We start from the raw sequence: 24,475 nt of genomic DNA on the forward strand, positions 1-24,475 counted from the left end.
CCGTGGGCCGCCCTCGGCCTGCGCGGCCGGCTGATGGTGATCGGGGTGCTCGGCGTGTCCGCGGGCCTCGCGGTCGGCGGCCTGGTGTTGCTCGTGGTGCTCAACTGGGCCCTGCACCGCAACGTGGACACCGAGGCGCTGCGTACCGCCGACGCGATCGCACTGCTCGCCGCGGAGGACGCCCTGCCCGACCCGCTGCCCGTGGCGGGCGGGCAGACCCGGGTCCAGGTGGTCGACGCGGCGGGGCGGGTCCGGGCTGCCTCGATCGACGCCGATCGACTCGTGCCAATGGTCCGGCCCGAGCGCCTCGACCCGGGCGCGCGGCAACGACTCACCGTTGCGGGCGAGCGGATCGGCCTGACCGGGCCGGTCCGGATGGTGGCCGTGCCCGCCGGCACCGACACCGACCCGCTCACCGTGCTGGTGGCCCGGTCGCTGGCGGACGTACGGCAGAGCGCGCACGTCCTGCGGACCGTCCTGCTGGTCAGCTTCCCGCTGCTGGTGGCGGTGCTTGCCGCCGTGGCCTGGCGGGTGGTCGGCGCCACCCTACGACCGGTGGAGGCGCTGCGTCGGGGCGCCGAGGAGATCACCGGGCGGAACGGGGGCGGGAGGCTACCGGTACCGGCGTCCCGGGACGAGATCCACCGGCTCGCGGCCACGCTCAACGACATGCTGGGCCGGCTGGAGTCGGCCCGTGCCCGCCAGCGGGCGTTTGTCGCCGACGCCGCGCACGAGCTGCGTAGCCCGCTGACCAACATCCGCACCGAGTTGGAGGTCGCGCGGCGGCTGGGGGACCGGACCGACTGGCCGGCGGTGTCGGCGGACCTGCTCACCGACACCGAGCGGCTCGGTCGGCTCGTCGACAATCTGCTGCTGCTCGCCCGCCTCGACGAGGCACCGCCTCGACGCGCCACCGGTCCGGTCGAACTGGGTGGGTTGCTCACCGCGGTGGCCGCCCGGTATCCGACACCCCCGGTCGAGGTGCTGACACCCCGGGAACCGTTGTGGGCCGACGGTGATCCGGACCAGCTGCACCGGGTGCTGACCAACCTGGTCGACAACGCCGTTCGGCACGCACGTACCCGGGTCGTGCTCGCCACCGAGCCGGACGGGACCGCGTACCACCGGGTGACGGTGACCGACGACGGGCCGGGCATCCCGGTCGTGGACCGGGAGCGGGTCTTCGGCCGGTTCACCCGACTGGACCCGGCGCGCGACCGGGACGCCGGCGGAGCCGGCCTGGGCCTGGCCATCGTGCGTGAGCTGGTCCACCGGGCCGGTGGGCGGATCGAGCTCGGCGACGCGGACCCGTGGCCGGGGCTGCGGGTCCGGCTGCTGCTGCCGGCCCTTCTCGAGGAGGCCGATCCGGGCTGACCGCTCGGGGCGCCCGGCGGGACGCCCCAGGCCGGCGCCAGCATCACCCCGGCCGTCGTTCGGGGCACTGACCTGGCCCGGACACCGGCGATGTCCCTGGCCGACCCCCCTAGCCGCGGTCCGTGCAGACTAGCCGCGGTCCGTGCAGACTAGCCGCGGTCCGTGCAGACCTGCTTCGACCGGGCGATCGTGTCGGTCGACCAGACCACCGCCACCGTGAAGCAGTAGTCGGTGCTGCGGTTCAGGCCGTACACGACGAAATCGGTGGTGCCGGCGGGCAGGTTCGCGAAAGCGGTCTGCTGCTGCCCGGCCCGGCCACCGGAGATGACCACCGGTCCCTCGCCGCCGGCCGGGTAGGTCCAACGCAACGTCACGTTGTCGCTGCCGTCTCGCAAGATCAACGCCCCGGGCGGGGTGCCGGGTGAGGCCGCCACCGTGGTCGCGGGCGTACTCCGGCCCGTGGTCGGGGCCGGCGTGCCGGTGGCGTGCCCCGAACTGTTGGTGACCGCTGGCGGCGCGCCGTCGAACCGGGACACTCCGGCGATCACCGCGGCCGTGCCGAGCAGCACCACCGCGACTCCGCCCACGACGAGCGGCAACAGCCGGTTGGCCGGTGGGGGTGCTGGACGGTGCACCGGTACGGGCAGCAGCCGGGACGGCTGGTACGGCGGGTCGTCGGGCACCGCGTGGTGCGCTACCCGGTGCACGCCGGCGGCCTCCTCCGCGCCGGTGAGGGGTAGCACCGACGGGGGAACGGCGGTGGCCCGTTCCGCGGCCGGCGTGCCGGGTCGCCAAAGCTCGTCGGTGTCGGGTTCGCCGGCCCAACCGTGGCTGGTTGCGGGCGGCCAACCGTGGCTGGTTGCGGGCGGCCAACCGTCGTTGGTGTCGGTGCCGGTCCACGAGTGGTCGGCGGCGTCGCCGCCGGGTGGCCGGTAGCCTCCGCTGTCCTGCTCGGGACGCCAGGTATCGCCACCGGGTTCCTGCTCGGGTCGCCAGGTCTCGTCGGTGATGTCGGGCCCGGTGTCCCATGCCTCGCCGGCGACCGGCGTACCTCCGGCCGCTCCGTCCAGCGGCTGACGGGGCGTCGGGACCGACGGTGGCGGCGCGTACCCGGCCGCGGGGTGCTCCACCACGTCGGGCCCGTCCAGGCCCGGCTCAGCCGGGGCGTACGGGCCGGCAGGCCGGTAGCCGGGCTGCGACGGGTGGTACGGGGAGTGCTGCGGCTCGTCGCCGGGTGGGGGCGTGCGGGCGGTCGGCACGATCGGCGTCTCCCGGCCGACGGGCATTGTGTCGGTGCAGGTGTGGTCCGGGCTTGCCGCTGCCCGCGTGAGCGCGGTCACCTGCCCGGTGAGCGGGTCGTCCGGGGGTAGGTGCCGGTGGCACAGCTCCTCGGCGAGGGCGAGATCGTCGTGGGCCTCAGCGAACCGGCCGCAGTCGCGCCGCATCGCGCCGAGCCGGGCGAGCATCTTGATGCCGCTGGGGTACCCGTCGCCGTACACCTCGCGGTGCAGCTCCCAGGCGTCGGCCAGCCGATCGCGGGCGACCTGGCACTGGCCGCGCGCGTATTCCACAGTGGCGAGGTCGGCGTGCGCGGCGAGGACACGTCGGGACTCGGGACCGTCCAGGGCGGTCAGCTCGAGGATGACCATCTGGTAGAGCCGTGCCGCGCGGGACCAACTGCCGACCCGGTGCAGCACCGCGGCGAGAGCGGCGGCGGCGGCCACGGTGCGCTCGTCGGAGCGGCCGTGCAGCCGGGTGGTGGCCGCGTACGCGTAGGCGGCCCAGCCCCGGGCGGCCTGCGGGTCGCCGAGCGCCACCAGCACCCTGGCCTGCAGGCTCGCCGCCTCGGCCAGCTCCGGGGTGGCATTGGCGGGGCGTGGATCGACGTCGGTAAGCGCGTCGGCGAGCAGCCGCCGGGCGCCGGCGAGGTCGCCGGTGGACACCAGGTGGTGCGCATGGTCAGCGAGGTCACCGAAGCCGGAGGGCACGCCCCATCGTGCTCATCCGACAACGGTATGTACAAGTCCCGCGCCGGTCAGGTTTCCTGGAGATGGTCCACCTGGGCTCGCCGATCAGGCGCAGCCGCGGTCCGTCTGTCACCAACCCGAACTTCCGGTCGACGGAGTGGGGTAGAAAGCGGGTGTGGTTGACGCGGTGTTGCGGGAGATGCTGGTCCGGTACGCCGAGGTGTGGTTGCCTCGGGTGTTGGGGCGAGGACGGCGGGGTGTGATCGCGCTCGCCTACGGAGACGGGCCATCCGCGTCCGTCTTTCCCCCGTCCCCGGCTTCGACCCCGGCCCCGACCCCGACCCCGACCCCGGCCGCAGCCGCGGCGGCTGCGGCGGCTGCGGCTGAGGCGGTGCTGGGAGTGGTGGCCGAGCATGCCGACCGGTTGCGCGGGCGGCAGCTGAGCCTGCTTGTGCTCGTCGACGGCACCGAGGAACTGCCGGCCCGGCTCGGTGCCGTCGAGGCGACGCTGCCGCCCGAGGTCGCCGTCCACCTGGTGCCCGGCGGTCCCGCCCGGCTGCCCGTCGCGCTGAAAGCGGTCGGGGCCGCCCGGGCGCCGCTGCTGGCGTACGTGGACGGTTCGGGTGCGGCGGACCCTGCGGTACTTGCGGCCACCGTGTCCGGGCACCCCGCCGAGGTGCTCCTCGTCACCGACGCCGCCGTCCACACCGGGCCGAACGCGTCGCCCCGACCCGCGCGCGACGCGGCGGTGCCGCCCCCGCCCACGGGCGGTGCGGGCGCGTCCCTGCGGGCGGTACTCACCGGCGCGGGGTTCCCGCTGGTGGCCGAGGTCGACCTCGTCCCGACCGACGGGTCGCCGGCCCGTCGGCTGGCCTTCGGCACCGGGTACGACCGGAGCCTCGAGGCGTTCAAGGACCTGCTCTGGGCGGTCGACGAGCACGCCGGGGCGCGCTACCGCGACCCGGCCGACCCGGCCGGCCGGCTGCTGGACATCGCGCTCGACCCCGAGCCCGGACCGCTACGCCGAGAACTGCTCGCCGAGCTCGTCCGCTCCGGTTCGCGTACGGTGACCGAGCTGCGCCGGCACGCACTGACCGCGACCGTGTACCGCTCCGCCGACGTGCCACGGGCGTTGACCGGTCTGCTGCAGGCCGGCGCGGTCAGCCGTGACCCCGAGCACGGCCGCCTCGGCGGGGACGTGGTCATCGCGGCGGCGTCGCCAGGACCGGCGTAGGACCGCTGTCCTCCCACGACCACTTCAACCGCGGCCGGTTCTCTTCAACCGGGCTCGACTCAACCAGGCCGGACGCGGCGTCCGGTCAGGCTCACCGTGCCGGATCGAGCCGGCGTTGGTTCAACGCCGTCCGGACCGCGCAGTTGCCGCCCGACATCTGTACTAGGCCATCATGCCCGGGGCCGGTTCGTCGGCGACGTCGGCGGGTGGGCGTGGCCGGACGACCCGTGCCGCGGGTGGGCGGTGGGCGGGTGCGTCCGCGGGTCCGTCGGTGGGCCGACCGGGGAGGGGCTGCTCCCGGGCGGCACGGAAGGCCCCCGGACTCATGCCGACCTCGCGGGCGAAGAACCGCCCGAAGTTGGTCGGCTCGGAGAAGCCGAGCCGGCGGCCGATCGCGGCGACCGGCTCGTCGGTCGCCGCGAGCAGCCGCCGGGCCTGCAGGGCCACCCGGTCGTCGACGACCTGCTTGGCGCTGCGTCCGGTGACTGCCAGACATGCCCGGGTCAGGGTCCGCACCGAGCAGTCCAGGTTGGCGGCGTAGTCCTCCACTCGGCGGGTGTGTCGGTAGCCGCGCTCGACCTCTAGGCAGAGCCGCTGGAAGGTCACCGTCTCGGCGCGCGGCACGGATGTGGCGGCATCGGGCAGCAGGGAAACCCGCAGCAGCAGCACGGCCAGCTGATGACGGAGCAGGCCGGCGGCGCGGGCCACCCCGCGTTGCCGTTCGCAGTCCACCGCGAGTTGGCTGATCTCGGCGCTGAACACGTCCTCGTCCGCGCCGGCCAGTTGTCGCCAGGCCGGGACGGCGGCCGGGTCGACGTCGAACCCGCGCAGCGCCTCCGGCGCCCAACGCACCACGGTCGCGTTCAGCTCGGAAACCGAACACCGGAGCACCTGGCCGGTCCGGGCCCGCAGCAGTGTGCCGGGCCGGCACGGCTGGGCGGCGAAGTCCAGCTCCAGGCCCCCGTGCCCGTCGGTGACCAGGACGAGCAGGTCCCGGTCCAGCAGCGCCGGACGCCGCCACTCAGGATCAGGTACGAGGTCATCCAGAGCGAGTGTCTCGATCTCGGGCGGCGCGCAGATCGGACCGGCGGAGGGCTGACCAGGAGGAACCATCACCTGCGACGGTAGCCCGCGGCGACGACTGCCGCACCCCGGGCCACGCGCCGCGCCCTCGCGCGGATGATCCGGGCACATATCCGGGGAAGCGCGGGCACGCGCGCTCGGAGACGTCCCACCTCTCGGGAAGGGGCGGGCCCCCGGGACTGGTGCGGGTGGGGTTGTGGGGGCGGGTGGGGGCGGTTATGTTACCGGACGGTAGGCGTGAACTGCGAGGGGATGGGCATGACTGATCTGTTCTCGGTCGACGGAAAGACGGTCCTGGTCACCGGCGGTTCGCGGGGGATCGGTCGGATGATCGCCCAAGGCTTCGTCCGGGCCGGCGCCCGCGTGATTATCTCCTCTCGCAAGGCAGACGTCTGCGAGGCGGTCGCCAGGGAGCTGGCGGCCCACGGCCACTGCGAGGCAATCCCCGCCGACCTGAGCGCCGACGCCGGGGCGGAAGCGCTCGCCGCCGCCGTGCGGGAGCGATACGACCAGCTCCACGTGTTGGTCAACAACGCCGGTGCCACCTGGGGCGCCCCGCTGGAGGCGTACCCGGAGAGCGCGTTCGACAAGCTGTGGGCGGTCAACGTGAAGGCTGTCTTCCGGCTCACCACCGCGCTGCTGCCGTCGCTGCGGGTCGCCGGCACGGCCGATGACCCAGCCCGGGTGATCAATATCGGCTCGGTCGACGGCAGCCGGGTGCCCTGGATGGAGGTGTACGCCTACTCCGCCACGAAGGCGGCCGTGCACATGTTGACCCGCAGCCTCGCCCACCGGCTCGCCGGCGAGCACGTCACCGTCAACGCGATCGCGCCCGGCCCGTTCGAGAGCAAAATGATGGCGTTCGCGCTCGGCGACCCGTCGTCCCGGGCCGCCGTCGAGAAGCAGGTGCCGCTGGGGCGGATCGGCCGCCCGGAGGACATGGCGGGCACGGCGATCTATCTGTCCTCGCGCGCCGGGGCCTACCTCACCGGGGCGGTCATCCCGGTCGACGGCGGCATCACCACGCATGGCTGAACTCGACCGGCTGAGCTCGACGTATGTCTGGAAGGCCGTCCCGTACCCCTGACACGCCGGGGCCGCGCGGACTCGGCAGTTCCGCGCGGCCCCGAAGTGACCGTTTCCTCCGGCTTAGCGACCGGCGAGCAGCCGGTTCACCGCCGTGTCGACGTCCAGGTGCTCGGCCTCGCGACCGCGCGGAACGACGACGTAGGTTCGCCGCAGAAAGCGCACCAGGACGCTCCGAGGCACCTCGAACAGGGCATTGCCGTCCGGGGACGACAACGCCAGCGCGACGAAGTCCCCGCGTGGGGTGGCCCAGGGCCAGACCCGCACGTCGCCGATGCCGGCCGGCTCGTCGAGGCCGGTCACCAGCAATTCCCGCGCAAACGACCAGCTAACCGCCTCGCCACCTGCCGATTCGGCATGGAACAGGACATGGACGGCATACGGGTCAGCAGGGTCGTAACGCAGACTGGCACGCACCGGCAAGGCCGTGGCGTCAGGTGCGACGAGCCTTAGCGACGTCTCGACCTCGACGGTCGTCGGTCGGATGACACTCATGGACGTTCTCCCCCCGGCACCGCTGCGGAACGCGCGTGTCCCGCTTTTCCCATACTCAGGTGCTGCTCCTAGCTGCGCTCCGCCATACGCTGACTTCACCCGGTGGTGGGATGGGGGTCGGAACGTCCTTGAGAATTTGAATGATCCTGTAGGATTTCCGGTTCTGCCCAGTACGCGTTCCCGCCCGGCATCGGGTGGTTCAGTCGTCGACTTACTCCGGTAACGTCCAGTCCACGCTTGCAGTGACGGGCGCGCGCCACACTGGGGGAGGAATTGGTGACGAAGCGATCCGCTATGGATCCGGTCACGCTGCCTGGCACGCCGAACGTCGTGGTCCGGGCAGCCGAACAGCGGGGGTACGGGGTGCCGAACGAGCAGCGTGACCGACCCGGACGACCGGCACCGGACGGGCATGGACCGGTCGGGGGCACGGCGCTGGCCGCGCGCCGGGAACGGCCGCGCTGGCGACAGCGGGTGTCCACCACCCTCGCGCTCATCCGGGCCAACCCCACCGGCCGGGTCGCCCTCAAGATCTTCGTCGCTGTTGCCGGCGCGCTCGTCGTCACGATCGGCGTCGCACTGATCCCACTTCCCGGCCCCGGCTGGCTCCTCGTGATCGCCGGCCTCGGCATCTGGGCGGTCGAGTTCCACTGGGCGCGGCGGCTGCTCACCTTCACGAGGCGGCACGTGCACAACTGGACCGACTGGGTGAGACGGCAGTCACTCGGAGTGCGGTTCGCGCTCGGCTCGGCCGGCCTGGTGTTCGTGTCGACGGTGGTGTGGCTGTCGCTCAAGTACAGCCTCGGGATCGACGTGGTCGCCCGGGTGCTGCACTACCTCGCGACGCACTGAGCCGCGTCCACCCGGGTTTTTGGTCTGGATGCGCGATCAGGTAGAGTCGTCCGCGCTGAGGGCGATTAGCTCAGCGGGAGAGCGCTTCGTTCACACCGAAGAGGTCACTGGTTCGATCCCAGTATCGCCCACCCAGGTAGAGGCCCAGATCACATTGATGATCCGGGCCTCTTTCGATTCCTGAGTGACTAACTGAGTGACTACGACTCAGCGCCGAAGATCGCATCCATGACCTGTGCCCCGCCGAGGAGAACCGGCCGGAGTTGATGACGGTAGACCTTCTCCGTGACGGTCGTCCCCGCGTGGCCGCAGAGGTCCGCGATGTCTTCAAGGCTTACTCCGCTGTCAGAGAGCAGGGACACGAAGCTGTGCCGTAGCTCGCGGGGCGTCCAGGCGATCGGGTCAAGCCCGGCGAGGGTGACGACTCGGCGGAAGGCCCGGCGGCGGAAGGTGTCAACCTTTTTGGGGCGGTCGGTTCAGGGGTTCGTTGACTGAGTCGTGGTGTCCTCGGGCTTGTTGATCCACGCGGTGGTGGGCAGGGCGGGTGGTTGCGGGATGCCGCGGACGAATCGTTCGGGGTTGCGGGTGTAGGCGGCGGTCAGGACGTCGGCGCGGACATCGCGGACCTGCCGGGCGTGGCCGTGGTGGACGTCGTGTGGGGTGTGCCAGCCGATGCCGGAGTGCCGGTGGATGGTGTTGTACCAGGTGAAGAAGGCGCGGCAGTGAGCTCGGGCGTCCTGGACGCTGCCGAAGCGGTCGGGGAAGTCGGGCCGGTACTTCAGGGTCTTGAACTGGGCCTCGGAGAACGGGTTGTCGTTGCTGCACCTGGGCCGGGAGTGGGACTTGGTCACGCCGAGGTCGGCCATCATCTGCGCGACCGTCTTGGACGCCATTGAGGTGCCGCGGTCGGCGTGGATGGTCAACTGCTCACGCGCGACGCCCTGCTTGGTGATCGCGTCGGACAGCAGCCGTTCGGCCAGGGCGGCGTCCTCGCGCTCGGCGAGCAGCCACGCGACGGTGTAACGGCTGTAGATGTCGATCACGCTGTAGAGGTGGTAGAAGTCCCGCTTGGCCGGGCCGCGCAGCTTGGTGATGTCCCACGACCACACGCGATTGGGGGCGTCGGCGATCAGTTCGGGCTTGACCTTCGGCGGGTGCACCGCGTGACGGCGGCGCTCCCTGACTTCGCCGTGGGCACGCAGGATCCGGTACATGCTCGACACCGACGCCACGTACACGCCCTCGTCGAGGAGGGTGTGGTAGACGGCCGCGGGGGCCATGTCGGCGAAGTCCGGGCTGTTGAGCAACGCCCGGACGCTGTCACGCTCGGCTGCGCTCAGGGCACGTGGCTGCGGCCTGGGTTCACGCCCCGGCCGCGGTGGCGCAGGCGTCTGGCGGTGCCGGCGGTAATGGTTGGCCTGCGGCCGGCCGGTGGCTCGGCACGCCGTCCGGATGCCGATCAGCGGCGTCAGTTCGGTGATCGCAGCGTCGATCATGGTGTCGGCTCGCTCCCGCTGTGCTGGCTGTCGGTCGCGAGTTGCCCCAACAGCGCGGAGAGTTTTCCCTGCACCTCGATCACCTTGCGGGCCTTGTCCAACTCGGCGCGCAGCCGCTCGTTGTCTGCCCGCAACCGGGCTGCCTCCAGCACCGCCGGATCGGTCTTCGGCCGCCCGGCCGGCTTGGCCAGGGCCTCGCGGGCGCCGGCGTCACGCTGATGCTTCCACGCCGCGAGCAGCGACGTGTACAGGCCTTCCCGACGAAGCAGGGCGCCCTTGCCGGCCTTATCGAGGGTCTCGTACTCGGCCAGGATCCGCGCCTTGTACGCGGCGGTGTATGTCCTTGTTCGGGGCTTTGCTGGTACCTCGGGGTCGGGCACCGGGTGATGCGATGTCACGGGGGTGGATCTCCTTGCACGCCCTCACGGGTCAGAGTTTCAGCAGGTCAACCTGCCTTCCCCAAGGATGACACAGAGGGCGGACGTTGGCCGCGTCGAGGGCGGTGCCGAGGGTGGTCGTGAAGACCAGGCCGAGGGCTTGCCAGTCCTTGCCGGCCTTGGCCCGGTGCCGGTTCTGCTGCTCTCGGTGCAGCCGCAGCGCGGTCACGCACCGCTGGGGGAGTGCGAGCGTGCGTCGCGACTTCTTGGTCTTGGTGTCACCGCCAGCCCGAACAGAGTGCCAGACCTGCACAGGGGACTGTACAAATAACGGCCTGTCTCGGGAGTGTCAAGTTAACGGCTGATCTTGGTTGTTGAGGTGGTCAGTTGTTGGCCGGGGTGAGCCGGCCTTCGAAGGCGATCTGGAAGGCGTTCAGTGGTGCTTTCCAGCGCATGGTCCAGCGTCGGCGGCCGGCTCCGGTCGGGTCGAGGCTCATCAAGGCCATGTAGACGCACTTGAGTGCGGCCTGCTCGTTCGGGAAGTGGCCACGAGCTCGCACGGCCCTGCGGATACGGGCGTTGACGGACTCGATCGCGTTCGTGGAGCAGATGACCTTGCGGATCTCCACGTCGAAGGCGAGGAACGGCACGAACTCCGCCCACGCGTTCTCCCACAGCTTCACGATCGCCGGATACTTACGGCCCCACGCCTCGGCGAACTCGAGGAACCGCTCGGTGGCGGCGTCCTCGGTCGCCGCGGTGTAGACCGGCCGCAGCGCTTTGGCGATCTTGTCCCAGTCCTGCCGGGCGGCGTAGCGGAACGAGTTGCGCAGCAGGTGCACCACACACGTCTGCACGATCGTGCGCGGCCACACCGTCTCCACCGTCTCCGGCAGTCCCTTGAGCCCGTCACAGACCAGCATCAGCACGTCGGCCACGCCGCGGTTCTTCAACTCGGTGAGCACGTGCAGCCAGTACTTGGCGCCCTCGCCGCCGTCACCGGCCCAGATACCGAGGATGTCGCGGTGGCCGTCGACGGTGACCGCCATCGCGAGGTAGATCGGCCGGTTCGCGACCTGACCGTCCCTGATCTTGACGTTGATGGCGTCGATGAACACGACCGGGTAGACCCGGTCCAGGGGCCGGTTCTGCCACTCGGCCATGCCGTCCATGACCTTGTCGGTGATCGTGGAGATGGTCTGCTTCGACACCTCAGCGCCGTAGACCTCAGCCAGGTGCGCGGCGATCTCGCCGTGGGTCAGGCCCTTGGCCGACAGCGACAGGACCATGTCGTCGACGCCGGTCAGACGCCGCTGCCGCTTACGCACGATCTGCGGCTCGAACGTCCCGGCGGCGTCGCGTGGGACCCGCACCTCGACCGGCCCGACGTCGGTGAGCACCGTCTTGGTCCGGCTGCCGTTACGGGTGTTCCCGCTACCCCGACCCGCCGGGTCGTGCTTGTCGTAGCCGACGTGGTCGGTGATCTCCCCATCCAACGCCGACTCGAGGACCCGCTTCGTCAGCTGCTGCAGCAGCCCACCCTCGCCGGTCAGCTTCAACCCGTCACCACGAGCCCGATCGACCAGCATCGCGATCAACTGCTCATCCGTGACCGCACCCACCGGCTCCACGGCCGGCTGTCCCACGGTGGTCTCGGTCGTCATCTGGCGTCTCTCCCTTGATCGGTCGATCAGCCGTTATTTGTACAGTCCCGCTGGGGTCTGCCGCTGTGGGGTCGAGCTGCCCTGTCGTCGCCGGCACCGCATCCCGATCAACCGGGGGCACTGGCCCGCCAAGGAGGAGCAATGAGACACCCTTTGTCAACCCCCGGGTCAAGCAGCGAGTTTCGAGGGCTGGTTGACCCGGCCGAGGGCGCGGTTGCGGTTGGCGACGTGGAGGTTCTCGTTGTAGGGCACGTCTTTGGTCAGGCAGTGCCACAGGATCTCCAGCCAGCGGTTACCCAGGGCGCGCAGGGCGGCGTGGTGCTTCTTTCCGCGGCTACGTTGCGTGTCGTAGAACTCCCGTGCCCAGCCGGAGGTGCGGAGGCTGGTGAAGGCCCACTGCTGTATGGCGTCGGCGAGGTAGCGGTTGCAGGCCAGCCGGGTGGCCACGACCAACTCGCTCTTGCCGGAGCCCTCTGTGTCATCCTTGGGGAAGGCAGGTTGACCTGCTGAAACTCTGACCCGTGAGGGCGTGCAAGGAGATCCACCCCCGTGACATCGCATCACCCGGTGCCCGACCCCGAGGTACCAGCAAAGCCCCGAACAAGGACATACACCGCCGCGTACAAGGCGCGGATCCTGGCCGAGTACGAGACCCTCGATAAGGCCGGCAAGGGCGCCCTGCTTCGTCGGGAAGGCCTGTACACGTCGCTGCTCGCGGCGTGGAAGCATCAGCGTGACGCCGGCGCCCGCGAGGCCCTGGCCAAGCCGGCCGGGCGGCCGAAGACCGATCCGGCGGTGCTGGAGGCAGCCCGGTTGCGGGCAGACAACGAGCGGCTGCGCGCCGAGTTGGACAAGGCCCGCAAGGTGATCGAGGTGCAGGGAAAACTCTCCGCGCTGTTGGGGCAACTCGCGACCGACAGCCAGCACAGCGGGAGCGAGCCGACACCATGATCGACGCTGCGATCACCGAACTGACGCCGCTGATCGGCATCCGGACGGCGTGCCGAGCCACCGGCCGGCCGCAGGCCAACCATTACCGCCGGCACCGCCAGACGCCTGCGCCACCGCGGCCGGGGCGTGAACCCAGGCCGCAGCCACGTGCCCTGAGCGCAGCCGAGCGTGACAGCGTCCGGGCGTTGCTCAACAGCCCGGACTTCGCCGACATGGCCCCCGCGGCCGTCTACCACACCCTCCTCGACGAGGGCGTGTACGTGGCGTCGGTGTCGAGCATGTACCGGATCCTGCGTGCCCACGGCGAAGTCAGGGAGCGCCGCCGTCACGCGGTGCACCCGCCGAAGGTCAAGCCCGAACTGATCGCCGACGCCCCCAATCGCGTGTGGTCGTGGGACATCACCAAGCTGCGCGGCCCGGCCAAGCGGGACTTCTACCACCTCTACAGCGGATCGACATCTACAGCCGTTACACCGTCGCGTGGCTGCTCGCCGAGCGCGAGGACGCCGCCCTGGCCGAACGGCTGCTGTCCGACGCGATCACCAAGCAGGGCGTCGCGCGTGAGCAGTTGACCATCCACGCCGACCGCGGCACCTCAATGGCGTCCAAGACGGTCGCGCAGATGATGGCCGACCTCGGCGTGACCAAGTCCCACTCCCGGCCCAGGTGCAGCAACGACAACCCGTTCTCCGAGGCCCAGTTCAAGACCCTGAAGTACCGGCCCGACTTCCCCGACCGCTTCGGCAGCGTCCAGGACGCCCGAGCTCACTGCCGCGCCTTCTTCACCTGGTACAACACCATCCACCGGCACTCCGGCATCGGCTGGCACACCCCACACGACGTCCACCACGGCCACGCCCGGCAGGTCCGCGATGTCCGCGCCGACGTCCTGACCGCCGCCTACACCCGCAACCCCGAACGATTCGTCCGCGGCATCCCGCAACCACCCGCCCTGCCCACCACCGCGTGGATCAACAAGCCCGAGGACACCACGACTCAGTCAACGAACCCCTGAACCGACCGCCCCAAAAAGGTTGACACCTTCCGGAGCGGCGGGTGACTGGGGCCTTGCCGGCGTAGCATTGCAGCGCGTTCGGTGTGTCGAACTGTCCGATCGCGTCGCCGATTTCACCGGCGATCCTGGCGGCGAGTCGATCTCCGAGCCCTGGAAAGCTGAGGTAGATCTCGCCGCCAGGCACCGCCGGTCCCCGGTCATCACCGGGCTGTTTGGTGCGTCCTCGGCGCCGATCGCCGAGCAGCAGTTCACCCATGCGTCGTTCCCAGCTGCGGCGTTGCTCGCGCAGCAGCAGCAACTGGGCGCAGGCCAGCCGGATGGTGTCGGCCTTGGCGCGGACGAGGTAGTCGCGGGCCTGGAAGTGGTCACCGGCCAGGGCCTGGGTGACGCGGTCGGCGAACCGCTGCGGCCAACCATGCTTGGCCTGCCGAGCCAGGGCCTCGACCTCCTCACGGCCGGCGGCAGCCAACTCTCCGGCGGTGGGCCAGCGTTGCAGCAGCTTGAGCACGACCGGGCTGCCCAGGTCGTCACCGGCGAGGACCATAGCGGCGGGGAACGTGGCGGCCAAGTCGGCGCGCAGCCGGTTGAGCAGCCTGCGTTCGTCACGGGCGGCGCGCACGTCGTCACGGGCGATCGCCCGCAGCTCCCCGGCCAACTGTCCGTGCGGGACCAGGGCGCGCAGCTCGGTGTACTGGTCCAGAGCCAGCAGGCAGGCGATGCGCGCGTCCTCGGCGTCGTCCTTCTTGCGCGCCGGCCCACGCCGGCGGGCCACCAGATCCGGGTTGACCGGCAACACCGTGTACCCGGCGTCGACCGGCGCCTCGACCAGCAGCCCGTGGCGGGTCTCGATAACCACCCGCACCTCGGCCGGGTCCGCCTCCAACCCGGCGATGCGGGCAACCAACGCCTCCACCGCGGCCGGGGTGTGCTCCACCCGGGCCACCTCGACCACGCCCTCACCCGGACGGCCCACGGCGACCAGGTGGAAGTCCTCCGCCCAGTCGATACCAACTCCCAGCACCGCATCACCCCTTCGCGTCGTAACAGTGCGTATCCGGTGAAGGCGCGGCGCCGTGCTGATGGACCAGTCCTCGCGGGACGACACCCTTGTGGGCGTCGGGCCTTCAAGGCCACCCTCCCGGGACGCCGTCTCATCTCAGTCCTCAAGGGACAAGCAGCGAAAGCGTTCCCGGAAGGGGACCTCTGATGATCGAAGGTAATGCCATCAGCAACGAGGCGGAGCAGCGGATCCTGGTCGTGCATCTGCCGGGCAAGGACGGCCTGTGCACCGGCTGTCGGGCGTGGTGGTCGCGGCTGACGCCGTACCCGTGCTGGCAGGTGGATTGGGCGACCAGCCGGCAGGCGCGGTCCCTGACGGCGGCGTTGCTCGGAGGCAACGCATGACCACGCACGGTCCGGTGCTGCCGATCTGGAGCTGTGGTGGCTGCGATGCGCCCTGGCCCTGCCGTACCCGGCAGCGCGAGCTGCGTGCGGAGTTCGACGGCGCTCCGATTTCCCTGGCCCTCTACCTGGGCGCCCAACTGGTGCGTGCCTCCGAAGACCTGACCTGGGTGCCGGCGGGGGCACTGCATCAACGCTTCCTCGGCTGGCTGCGGTGAGCATCCTGCGCCCAGGGGACGAGAAATTCCACTACAGCGACGGCTCCCACAAGTGGATCCCACCGGACCCGGACTACGACCAGGAAGTCTGGGACGAACAGGTCCGCCAGCACAAGCAGGGCCACCTCAAGAGGGAACGCCCGAAGGTCCGCATCCGGCGCCTCGTCTGATGCCAGCAGTACAGCAGCGAAGTACAGCAACCGTGCCAGCCGAACCGAGCCGAGAAGCGCGCCAGCAGGCCGTTTGACCTCGCATCAAGCCCGATCCGACCCGCTCGCCGAGAGTTCACACCGAAGAGGTCACTGGTTGTCAACGGCGGACTGGAACTGGCTCTGGCACACATTCTGTGATTGATCTTGACGGCAGCTCATGGGGTGGCGAGGACGCGTTTGCGGAGGAGGTCGAGGTTCGCGCGGCCGTACATCTGCCGTTTGATGGTCTTGATGCGGTTGACGTGGCCCTCGACGGGGCCTGAGCTCCAGGGTTGAGTGAGTCCGGCGACGACGGCGTCGCGGTCGTTGGCCAGGCCGGCGGCGAAGCCGCGTAGCTCGGGATATCCGGCGTGCCGGGCGCGGTCGATCCAGGCGTCGAATTGCTGTCCGGTGCCTTGGTGGCGGACCAGTGCGGCGAATCCGCGGGCGAGTTCGGCGACGGTGTCGAGGTCCGGGCAGCGACCCCGGGCGTCAGCGAGGTCGGTGCGGTCGTCGTCGGTGAGTTTGTGGCCGGGGCGCATGATCCAGGCGGTGATCCGCCGGGCGGACGGCAACTGGACGGTCACAGGGGTAGGGCGGGTGCGGTTCGTGGACAGCCAGTCCCGCAGCACGCGCAGGCTGCCCTGGAAGCGGCGGGCCAGGATCTCGGCGTACAGGGCGGCTGCCTCGTGGACGCCGTCGGTGAGGCGTTGCCGCAGGTAGGCGTGGAACGGGGCGAGGATGCTGGGGCGGCTGCTGGCGTTCGGGCCGATCAACGCCTCGGCGGTGGCGGCGTGGGCGTACTTGCGGGCGGTTCTGACGTTCATGTCGAGCCGACGCGCGGTCGCCTTGATCGACAGTCCTTCGGCCCGCAGGGCGTGCACGGCCGCGTGACGCTGGTGGGTGTTCGCCGCGCGTCGTCCTGTCCTGACCGGCTCGACCGGAGGAGGCGTAGCCAGGGCAGGTATCGGACCGCTACGTTCCCGCAGGCAGCGGCGGTGCCCACGGACGACCTTCTCGACGGTGTCGCTGAGGTTCTTCAGCAAGTGCCACCGGTCGGCGACCTGCACCGCGTCGGGTGCGCCCTTGCGGACGCCGTCGGCGTAGCTGCCACCACGGTCCCGGCAGATGACCTGGACCCCAGGGTGTCCGCGTAGCCATGCGGCGAGGGTGTCGGCGGTGCGGTCGGATAGGACGTCAACGCAGCGGATCCGCCGGGCCCAGGAACTGCTGGAGAACACCGAGAACAGCATCGACGCCATCGCCCAGGCGGCTGGCATGGGAACCGCCACGACGCTACGCCGACACTTCAACCGCACCGTCGGCGTACCCCGGAGACCTACCGGCGTACCTTCCGCACCGTTGACCGCTACCAGAATCGTGATCGGTGGTGGCCGGCAACGCGAACGGTGTTTTCGGCGCGCCGGCCAAGGGCCTGGTCAAGGGGTCCAAGTGGTGGTGTGCGAGACGCCCGCTGACCGGTATTCGAAGTGGGTGCCGGACGGCGGTAGCTTCCTCATTGGGATTGTGGTGCGGGTGCGGGTGCGGGTGCGGGTGCGGGTATGTGGACATGGGCCGGTGGCGCTTGCCGCACGTTCAGCTTCCAGCGGGTGCGTTATGCGAAGTCTTTTGCTACCTCCTTGTAGGGGTCCGCGGATACGACTATCGGCCCCCTGAAGGGCTCGTCCACCGACTCGACGACGAACAGTAGCAGGGAGATCATTCCCGCGACGGCGCATACGAGGATCAGGTGAGCGTGACGCGTCTGGGTCGGGAGGAGGCACGACAGGAGGATGACGACCACCGCACCGAACAGGAGGGCGAACCACAACGTCGATGGGAGTGCGGCAGTGGCGTACGTGTATCGGATCTGGCGGGCCTCGCTCCATTTCTCGAGTTCCGACAGGGCGAGGTTGCTCAGCTGTTGTTCCTTGTCCGAATTTGGAGTGAAGTTGAGCATGATGTGTGAGATCTCGTTTTCCACCTCCAGGTCGCCCTTCACGCTGTCGCCTCGCTGGTAGGCTGGCCACGCTTCGTTGACCATGTATTCGGAATATTCGCGCAACAGGCTTTGAAGTTGACTTCGAGTAGGCTCCGGATACTCGGATACCACGCGGTAGAGTGCGCCCATGTCCGCCGCCTCCGTCGCGACCGAAAGGCCGGCCTGGGCGTATGTCTCATACACGGAAAAGGCGGTCAGGACGAGCAGGAGTGCGTAGAACGTGCCGGCGACCATGATGGTGTGGGTGATGAGGGTCAGCCATGTCGGCTCGACGCCGACCCCTCGTTTGACTCGTTCATGCAGCAGCCGTACGCCCAACACGGCTATTCCGGTCGAGAATGCCAGGAAAATGAGGAACAGCGCCCAAGCTGGCACCATAATGGCCCAGTGAAGTAATCTCAGCGACTTTGCGGTAGGTACTTGTACTCGAAATGGGTCAGGTGGAGTGCGGCGGCGAGGATGTCGCTGATCCGGTGTGGGCTGGCGGTGGTATGCCGGAGGGTTTTCCAGCGTCCGACCAGGATCGCGAAGCCGCGTTCGCCCTGCCAGCGCAGTCCGCGTAGCAGCCGGTTGTAGGCGCGGTTGTCGGGAGCGAGCCGCTGCCCGTCGGTGGGCTGCTTGACCGGGACTTTGACGCCTTGACCTGCGCCTTCGTAACCGGAGTCGGCCAGGGTAGGCAGGTCGAGTTCGGAGGCGGCCCAGTTCAGGGCAGCCGTGATGCCCTGCTGTTGGGCGCAGGTCAGATCGTGCAGATGCCCCGGCATCGCCGCGGAGGTCCACACCGGCAGGCCGTCCGGGCGCATGACCGCTTGAACGTTTCCGCCGAAGTCACGATGCTTGCCGGAATACCAGGCGTCGATCGTGTCGCCCTTGACGCTGAGGGTGGTCTCGGCCACCCGGTCGCAGTCGAACAGCTTTCCGTCCAGGATCACGTACGACCAGCCGTCGTCGGCGACCCGGCGCAGGGCTGTGTGTAGATCCTGGGCCTGCGCGGCCAACACTGCGACACCCTCGGCCATATACCGGTACGCAGTGGCCCGGGAGATGCCGAACCCGGCGCCCAGCAGGGTCGCGTCCTCGCCTTTGCGGAACCAGACGAGCACCAGGAGTGCCTGGTAGAAGCAGGTCAACGCGCGGGTGTCGCGCCGTGTCCCCTTGGCTCGGCGTTGCGCGGCAAGCAGCCGGCCGAGGTACTGCACGAGTTCCCTGGGGACGTCGACCATGGCACGATAGGCAATCACGTGGAGCCCTCTCGAAGACGTGGATCTTGTCGCAAAGACCTGTCTATCGATGGCTCCACGCCCACTTCCAGCACCGTCCGGCGTGACCCGGTTCGCCCGTGTCGTACCAATCAACACATTCGCGTCGCTGAGATCAGCTCAGTCGCGCATGTGACCGCTCCTTGTAGGACAAGTACGATTTCTGGTCTGATGCGTGAAGTATGCCAGTCTGTCGCCCCAGTCGAGGGACGTCTCGCGACATGGTGAGGGAGTTGCTGGGGCGGCGGACCGGCAGCGAGTCGGCCGGCCCGCCGCTGGCCGAGATGCTCAGGCCGGAGTCGAGGCTCGGCTACGGCCTGGGGCTGTTCGTGCGGGACGGCATGTGATCATCGCCTTTCCGCCGCCAAGCTGTGGTGTCGCCATCCTCATCCCCGACCGAGTACGTGATCGATCGAGACGTGCCCCACCGCAGCAGCCGTGTCAACCGGACCCGGGCTCGATCCGCGATCGGGACACCCGTACGGCGTATCGCTCGACGTCGTGCTCTACCCGACCTCCAGCAGATGCGCGCCCCCCTCCGTCGAGGTCGGCACCCCGCGACAATTCGCTGAACACTCCACCTGAGTTGTCGTCGGCCGGGGCACGCCCGCTGATCATCCCTGCCGTGGCCGGCCGGCCACATATGGCCGGTGCGGTGGCCTGTCGTCCGACCTGTGCGGACACCATCGTCGGTGGCGCCTGGCCGACGCGCCGGCACGGGGTGGGGCGCTCCACCGACGTCCGGCGGGCAGGCGCCGCATCTGTCCAACGACGAAACGACGGTGATCGCCCGCCCGCGCACACCGAGGCCCGACACCAAGCAAGCCAGTAGCAGCCGGCCCGACACCAAGCAAGCCAGTAGCAGCCGATTGCCCGCGGATCGTCCACTTTCCTGAGCCTCGGTCAGTCCATGCAGCCCGCCAACCGAACCGACCATTCCCTGCCGGAAGGAACGTGCCCCATGGGACCCCTGTTATCCATCCGCCGGACCGGCGCGATCGTGCGCAGCGCAATGGCCGCCGCGACAGCGGCGGTGGTGGCCATGACCGGGTTTGCGGGCTCGGTCGCACACGCCGACCCGCCAGAGATCCCGAGCTTCACCGACGGCTACGGCCTGACCCTGGTCGGCAGTGAGGTGCACTCCAGCACCGACTTCACGATCACTGTTACCACCGGTCAGCTGTCCGGCCAGCACAAGATCCGTATTTTCCTCCCCGCCGACTACGCCACAGACCCCGGCCGGCGGTGGCCCGTCGCGTACTTCCTGCACGGCGGAAGTGGCAGCCCGGACGATGCCGCCGCCGCCCCGGCGCTGCGCTCGAATTCGATGATCACCGTGGCGCCGGACGGCGGCCGGAAGGGCTGGTACGCCGACTGGGTCATGCAGAACACCGCACTGGGCGCGGCCAACTGGGAAACCTTCCACACCAACCAGGTCATCCCATACATCGACGCTAATCTACGCACTCTCACCGACAGAAGTCACCGAGCCGTCATCGGCCTGTCGATGGGCGGATACGGATCTCTGCACTACGCCGAGGCCCGTCCCGACCTGTTCGGCCATGTCGCCGTCCTGTCCGGCGGCATCGATTTCGGCATGGCGGAGATCCGCGCGATCGTCTTGGCGATGGAGCTCAGCCTTACGGGCCCGCTGTGCAGCTCCGTCCCATCCGGCCAGTGTGCCGACCACGGCCCGTACGTGGACAGTGACGCGATCTTCGGCTCCCCGTACCCCATCTTCAACGCCGACCGGATCTGGAACGCGGTCAACCCGGCAGCCCCGGCAAATCTGGCGAGGCTCGCCGAAACCGACGTCACGCTCTACACCGGCGACCAAGGTGCCATCGACCACTTCACCGCGATCGCCACCAGTACCGTCGAGGACCGTCTCACCGGGCTGGGAATCCCCAGCCGTGTCGTCAACTACGGAGACGGCTCCGCGCTGGCCCCCACCTGCGACGGCGGACACAACTACGAATGCTGGGCCCCCGCCATCGCCGACTACGTCCCCCGACTCGAGGCTTCCTTTGCCTCAGCGAACTGACACCACTTCGGCCGGACGGGCACGGACCAGCAGACAGCCGTCGCACCAACCTCGGCACCACGACGTCGACCCGTATCCGCGCAACTCTATTCCCCGTGACAAGCCCGAGCAGAGGAGGATTCCCCATGAGCGACGTCGGCATTCGGCGGGCTAGACCAGGGATCACGGTTTTGCTGGCGGTGACATCCCTCGCCGCCGCCATCGCCCTGGGTGGCCCGGCGCGGGCACAGGGCCCCGAGGGTATTCCCGGCCCCCTGAACCACACCGATCCGGCCTCGGCGTTTTGCTACATCCCGCCGGAGCGGGACATCGCGGTCACCCGGAAGGTCTACGAGGTGGGCCAGCGTCGGGGTGTGTCGGACAAGGTCATGCTCGCCGGCTTCGAGGCGGGCTGGGTCGAGTCCCGGATGAACAACCTGGCGTGCGGCGACCGGGACTCGCTCGGTGTCTTCCAGCAGCGTCCCTCCCAGGGATGGTGTGAGCCCGATCAATGTCTGGACGTCAGTTACGCGGCGAACAGGTTCTTCGAGGTAGCCCAGCAGATGGAGCCAGGGATGGAGGGCAGCACGGCCGGCCAGCTCGCCCAGGCTGTGCAACGCTCCGCCTACCCGTTGCGGTACGACCAGGCGGAGGGAGTCGCCCGAGCCCTACGGGAGGAGGCCTTCCAGCCGTACGGCACGATCGGTACCAAGTACCACAGCATGGGCGGAGCGGGCGGCGTGCTCGGCCAGCCGATCCGCGCCGAAGAGGACGCCCTGCTGGGTGGCCGGTTCCAGCAGTTCCAGAACGGAATCATCCTCTGGCGTCCGGATGTCGCCCACGCGATCTACGGCGACATCCTCACCACGTTCTGGGCCACCGACGCGGAACGACGCTGGGGCTTTCCCACGATGGACGAGGCGGATGCCGCGCGAGCGCCCGACGGAACCCGGGGCCGCTTCCAGTTCTTCGAGCGTGGGCTGTTCCTGTGGTCACCACAGACCGGTACGCACACCGTCCACGGCGCCATCTACGACGCCTTCCACGCTGCCGGCCACGAGAGCGTCCTGGGCTACCCGCTCACTGACGAACTCGACGAGACCGGCGGCGGGAAGTACCAACGCTTCCAGCAGGGCACCATTCACTGGCACCCGGACAAGGGCACCTGGACCACCACCAACTGACGGGGAAAGAGCCATGAGGCCGATGCTGTTCAAACGCCTGATCGGGGCGGCGACGCTGATGCTGGCAACAACGATCGGGCTTCTGGTGTCCACGGCGCCGGCCGCGAGCGCATCAGAGCCCGGCGGGAGGATCGGACGAGGGGAGGTAATGGAACGATCCTGGTCGTGGATCGCCGAGCGGGTGCCGTACAGTTGGACCGGCTGCCACAACAATCAGTTTGGCTGCTACCGCCCGGACTGTTCGGGCTTCGTGTCGATGGCCTGGAACCTCGAAAGGTCTCTCACCACCTGGATGTTGTGGGATGTCACCTTCCCGATCCCCACCGACGACCTGCAACCCGGTGACGCGCTGCTCCGGGACGACGCGGACCCCAACGGTACGCACCATGTGGCGTTGTTCGTCCGCTGGGCGGACCCGGCGCACACGCAGCCGGTGGTCCGCGAGGAGTATGACGTCGGGCAGGTAGCCGAGGAGCGGGTGTGGAGCAATGGGCTCCGCGGATTCTCGCCCCGTCGTTACCACCAGTTGGACGACCTTATGCCGTACGGCACGATCGCGGCCAAGTACGACAGCATGGGTGGGCCGGGCAGCGTATTGGGGCCGCCAGTTCGTGGCGAGCGCGATGCCATGCTGGGTGGCCGGTTCCAGCAGTTCCAGAACGGAATCATCCTCTGGCGTCCGGATGTCGCCCACGCGATCTACGGCGACATCCTCACCACGTTCTGGGCCACCGACGCGGAACGACGCTGGGGCTTTCCCACGATGGACGAGGCGGATGCCGCGCGAGCGCCCGACGGAACCCGGGGCCGCTTCCAGTTCTTCGAGCGTGGGCTGTTCCTGTGGTCACCACAGACCGGTACGCACACCGTCCACGGCGCCATCTACGACGCCTTCCACGCTGCCGGCCACGAGAGCGTCCTGGGCTACCCGCTCACTGACGAACTCGACGAGACCGGCGGCGGGAAGTACCAACGCTTCCAGCAGGGCACCATTCACTGGCACCCGGACAAGGGCACCTGGACCACCACCAACTGACGTGCCTGCACCGCATGTGGCCAACGGCCACGTGAGCGAGCAGCGGCCACCGTGGAGGCGGCTGAGATCCGTAGCCGGACTGTCCGCAGCGGGTGCTCACGGCGACGCCGGCATCCAGCCGGCGCCGACGCACCGCCAGCGAGCCAAGAATCCCGAACCACCGACCTGGGGAGACCAACAGTGACTGTTCATCATCCGCCTGTGCCCGTCAGCCGGCGCCGCCTGCTCACCGGTGCGGCCGCCGTGGCCGCCGCCGGGGCGTTCGGCGGCGCACTTACCGCACCGACCGCCGCGCGGGCCGCCGTGGACGGGTTCGGGCTGCGTGTCGTCAGCCCTCCCAACAACCACGGCGGCCGGCTCCAGTACTACCGCTTCGCCACCGACGCGATCGGCTGGGACCCTGCGGTGAACGTGCTGCTACCGGACGGCTACCACACCAGCGGCAAGCGCTACCCGGTGCTGTACCTGCTGCACGGCGGTGCGCAGGACTTCCGCCAGTTTCATATGCACGAGAACATCATCAACCTGACCGCGGGACGGGAGATCATCGTGGTCATGCCCGACGGGGGCACCGGCTGGTACTGCAACCCGGTCAACAGCCTCGTTGGTCCGCGGGACTGGGAGACCTTCCACATGTCCCAACTGCTGCCGTGGATCGACGCGAACTTCCGCACCTTCGCCGAGTACGACGGGCGTGCGGTCGCGGGCTTCTCGATGGGTGGCTTCGGCGCGCTGAAGTACGCCGCCAAGTACTACGGGCACTTCTGCTCTGTCAGCTCCCACTCCGGGCCGGCCAGCCTGCGCCGAGACGGCCACCTCGTCGTGCACTGGGCCAACCTCACCTCCGCCGCCAAGGAACTCGGAGGCGGCACAGTCTACGGAGCTCCCGTGTTCGACCAGGCTCGGATCAGCGCCGACAACCCGATGGAGCGTATCCCGAGCTACCATCACAAACGAGTCTTCCTGGTCGCCGGCACCGCACCAGAACCAATCAACTGGTTCGACGTCGCCAACGAGACGCAGGTGCTCGCCGGACAACGCGAGTTCCGCGCCGCCCTCAGCCAAGCCGGCATCCCCCACGAAGGGCGCGAAGTGCCAGGAGGCCACTTCTTCCGGCACGACATGTTCATTGACGATCTCAACGGAATGTTGGGACGCCTGCGCCGAGCTGGTTGACCAGGCAGCACACCGGCGGGTCGGTCTGCCGCTGCGCCAGACCAGAATCGCGCGGCGGCTGACCCGCCCCCGCACTTCGAAGGCTCTCGCCGTGACGGCGGCGGTGCACCGCCCGGCCCGTTCCAGTATCGACCTGGCGCGGACCAGTCCGAGCTGCACGACGTGCAGCCGAGTCTCTGGGTTGTTGCGGGAGCACGCCCCCAGCCGGGCGCAGCCGGACCCGGCGAGCACGTGACCGGGTCGGCGGCGGTCGTCCATCGACTGCGCGGGAATGCCCGCGGCTGCGGATCATCGCGACGATCAGGGAACCGCTGGCAGCCGTGGACCGCGTTGCCCCGTCAGTCATCAGTCGATGACTGACCACATTCACAAGGGTTTTTCATCTTCGGTG

General features: G+C 69.4%; 18 protein-coding genes, 1 tRNA gene and 7 pseudogenes. 14 read left to right on the plus strand and 12 right to left on the minus strand.

The window, feature by feature from the left end:
- The first annotated feature begins 33 nt into the window (after positions 1–33).
- Positions 34–1,374 (plus strand): sensor histidine kinase, encoded by a 1,341-nt coding sequence (locus tag QTQ03_RS00970; RefSeq protein WP_289280618.1) that lies wholly within the window; start codon positions 34–36, stop codon positions 1,372–1,374.
- A gap of 149 nt (positions 1,375–1,523) precedes the next feature.
- On the opposite strand, the gene QTQ03_RS00975 is transcribed toward QTQ03_RS00970, so the two are convergent.
- Positions 1,524–3,362 carry a tetratricopeptide repeat protein gene (locus tag QTQ03_RS00975; protein ID WP_289276269.1) on the minus strand — a complete coding sequence of 613 codons (1,839 nt, stop codon included), beginning with the start codon at positions 3,360–3,362 and terminating at the stop codon, positions 1,524–1,526.
- A 178-nt stretch (positions 3,363–3,540) separates the two neighbouring features.
- Here QTQ03_RS00975 and QTQ03_RS00980 point away from each other — a divergent pair, with 178 nt between their 5' ends.
- Positions 3,541–4,575 carry a hypothetical protein gene (locus tag QTQ03_RS00980; RefSeq protein WP_289280619.1) on the plus strand — a complete coding sequence of 345 codons (1,035 nt, stop codon included), beginning with the start codon at positions 3,541–3,543 and terminating at the stop codon, positions 4,573–4,575.
- A gap of 162 nt (positions 4,576–4,737) precedes the next feature.
- Here QTQ03_RS00980 and QTQ03_RS00985 read toward each other — a convergent pair whose 3' ends face one another.
- A complete protein-coding gene (locus QTQ03_RS00985; protein WP_289276270.1) occupies positions 4,738–5,688 on the minus strand; it encodes a helix-turn-helix transcriptional regulator in 951 nt (316 codons plus the stop codon).
- Positions 5,689–5,916: 228 nt separating this feature from the next.
- Between QTQ03_RS00985 and QTQ03_RS00990 the strand changes: the two genes are divergently transcribed.
- The gene (locus QTQ03_RS00990) at positions 5,917–6,693 is read left to right on the plus strand and encodes an SDR family oxidoreductase (protein WP_289276271.1); all 777 of its coding nucleotides are present in this window, start codon (positions 5,917–5,919) and stop codon (positions 6,691–6,693) included.
- Between the two features lie 114 nt (positions 6,694–6,807).
- Here the strand turns inward: QTQ03_RS00990 and QTQ03_RS00995 are convergent, their stop codons facing one another.
- Entirely contained in the window at positions 6,808–7,239 is a 432-nt protein-coding gene (locus QTQ03_RS00995) for an SsgA family sporulation/cell division regulator (RefSeq protein WP_007457244.1), read from the minus strand.
- 294 nt (positions 7,240–7,533) lie between these two features.
- Here QTQ03_RS00995 and QTQ03_RS01000 point away from each other — a divergent pair, with 294 nt between their 5' ends.
- Positions 7,534–8,091 (plus strand): TIGR02611 family protein, encoded by a 558-nt coding sequence (locus QTQ03_RS01000; RefSeq protein ID WP_289280620.1) that lies wholly within the window; start codon positions 7,534–7,536, stop codon positions 8,089–8,091.
- Between the two features lie 59 nt (positions 8,092–8,150).
- Positions 8,151–8,222, plus strand: a tRNA-Val gene (locus tag QTQ03_RS01005).
- Between the two features lie 69 nt (positions 8,223–8,291).
- Here QTQ03_RS01005 and QTQ03_RS01010 read toward each other — a convergent pair.
- The 5 genes and pseudogenes from QTQ03_RS01010 to QTQ03_RS01030 form a co-directional block, all read right to left on the minus strand.
- Positions 8,292–8,546, minus strand: a pseudogene (locus tag QTQ03_RS01010) (tyrosine-type recombinase/integrase); the annotation flags it as partial.
- A 21-nt stretch (positions 8,547–8,567) separates the two neighbouring features.
- A protein-coding gene (locus QTQ03_RS01015; RefSeq protein ID WP_502889673.1) for an IS3 family transposase occupies positions 8,568–9,985 on the minus strand; the annotation gives its coding sequence in 2 pieces (ribosomal slippage) (positions 8,568–9,655 and positions 9,655–9,985; 1,419 coding nt in all).
- A gap of 79 nt (positions 9,986–10,064) precedes the next feature.
- Positions 10,065–10,277, minus strand: a pseudogene (locus tag QTQ03_RS01020) (site-specific integrase); the annotation flags it as partial.
- A gap of 70 nt (positions 10,278–10,347) precedes the next feature.
- The gene (locus tag QTQ03_RS01025; RefSeq protein ID WP_289280611.1) at positions 10,348–11,553 is read right to left on the minus strand and encodes an IS256 family transposase; all 1,206 of its coding nucleotides are present in this window, start codon (positions 11,551–11,553) and stop codon (positions 10,348–10,350) included.
- 243 nt (positions 11,554–11,796) lie between these two features.
- Positions 11,797–12,105 (minus strand): annotated as a pseudogene (locus QTQ03_RS01030) (IS110 family transposase); the annotation flags it as partial.
- A gap of 72 nt (positions 12,106–12,177) precedes the next feature.
- Here QTQ03_RS01030 and QTQ03_RS01035 point away from each other — a divergent pair.
- A pseudogene (locus QTQ03_RS01035) lies at positions 12,178–13,594 on the plus strand (IS3 family transposase).
- 19 nt (positions 13,595–13,613) lie between these two features.
- On the opposite strand, the pseudogene QTQ03_RS01040 reads toward QTQ03_RS01035, so the two are convergent.
- Positions 13,614–14,615 (minus strand): annotated as a pseudogene (locus QTQ03_RS01040) (IS110 family transposase); the annotation flags it as partial.
- Positions 14,616–14,701: 86 nt separating this feature from the next.
- On the opposite strand from QTQ03_RS01040, the gene QTQ03_RS30550 reads away from it, so the two are divergent.
- Genes QTQ03_RS30550 through QTQ03_RS01055 form a run of 3 tightly spaced genes read left to right on the plus strand, consistent with a single transcriptional unit; the run spans position 14,702 to position 15,383 of the window.
- Complete coding sequence (locus QTQ03_RS30550) at positions 14,702–14,998, plus strand: hypothetical protein (RefSeq protein ID WP_502889674.1); 297 nt, start codon at positions 14,702–14,704, stop codon at positions 14,996–14,998.
- Entirely contained in the window at positions 14,995–15,213 is a 219-nt protein-coding gene (locus tag QTQ03_RS01050) for a hypothetical protein (protein WP_155333136.1), read from the plus strand. The genes QTQ03_RS30550 and QTQ03_RS01050 overlap by 4 nt, the downstream gene beginning before the upstream one ends.
- Complete coding sequence (locus tag QTQ03_RS01055) at positions 15,210–15,383, plus strand: hypothetical protein (RefSeq protein WP_289276274.1); 174 nt, start codon at positions 15,210–15,212, stop codon at positions 15,381–15,383. Before QTQ03_RS01050 ends, QTQ03_RS01055 begins: the two co-directional genes overlap by 4 nt.
- A 197-nt stretch (positions 15,384–15,580) precedes the next feature.
- Here QTQ03_RS01055 and QTQ03_RS01060 read toward each other — a convergent pair.
- The 3 genes and pseudogenes from QTQ03_RS01060 to QTQ03_RS01070 all read right to left on the minus strand — a co-directional run.
- Positions 15,581–16,612 (minus strand): annotated as a pseudogene (locus tag QTQ03_RS01060) (ISL3 family transposase); the annotation flags it as partial.
- Between the two features lie 407 nt (positions 16,613–17,019).
- On the minus strand, positions 17,020–17,784 hold the full coding sequence (locus tag QTQ03_RS01065) for a bestrophin-like domain (RefSeq protein ID WP_289276276.1): 765 nt from the start codon (positions 17,782–17,784) through the stop codon (positions 17,020–17,022).
- A gap of 20 nt (positions 17,785–17,804) precedes the next feature.
- Complete coding sequence (locus QTQ03_RS01070; RefSeq protein WP_289276277.1) at positions 17,805–18,647, minus strand: transposase family protein; 843 nt, start codon at positions 18,645–18,647, stop codon at positions 17,805–17,807.
- Between the two features lie 239 nt (positions 18,648–18,886).
- On the opposite strand from QTQ03_RS01070, the gene QTQ03_RS01075 reads away from it, so the two are divergent.
- The 5 genes and pseudogenes from QTQ03_RS01075 to QTQ03_RS01095 all read left to right on the plus strand — a co-directional run bounded on the left by QTQ03_RS01075 (position 18,887) and on the right by QTQ03_RS01095 (position 24,084).
- The gene (locus QTQ03_RS01075; protein ID WP_289276278.1) at positions 18,887–19,012 is read left to right on the plus strand and encodes a hypothetical protein; all 126 of its coding nucleotides are present in this window, start codon (positions 18,887–18,889) and stop codon (positions 19,010–19,012) included.
- 665 nt (positions 19,013–19,677) lie between these two features.
- Positions 19,678–20,709 (plus strand): alpha/beta hydrolase, encoded by a 1,032-nt coding sequence (locus tag QTQ03_RS01080; RefSeq protein ID WP_502889832.1) that lies wholly within the window; start codon positions 19,678–19,680, stop codon positions 20,707–20,709.
- Between the two features lie 125 nt (positions 20,710–20,834).
- A complete protein-coding gene (locus QTQ03_RS01085) occupies positions 20,835–21,872 on the plus strand; it encodes an LGFP repeat-containing protein (RefSeq protein ID WP_289276280.1) in 1,038 nt (345 codons plus the stop codon).
- A 496-nt stretch (positions 21,873–22,368) separates the two neighbouring features.
- Positions 22,369–22,908: pseudogene (locus tag QTQ03_RS01090) on the plus strand (LGFP repeat-containing protein); the annotation flags it as partial.
- 180 nt (positions 22,909–23,088) lie between these two features.
- Positions 23,089–24,084 carry an alpha/beta hydrolase gene (locus tag QTQ03_RS01095; RefSeq protein WP_289276281.1) on the plus strand — a complete coding sequence of 332 codons (996 nt, stop codon included), beginning with the start codon at positions 23,089–23,091 and terminating at the stop codon, positions 24,082–24,084.
- Positions 24,085–24,475: the final 391 nt, after the last annotated feature.

It is taken from the genome of Micromonospora sp. WMMA1363 (genome assembly GCF_030345795.1).
Lineage (GTDB): Bacteria > Actinomycetota > Actinomycetes > Mycobacteriales > Micromonosporaceae > Micromonospora.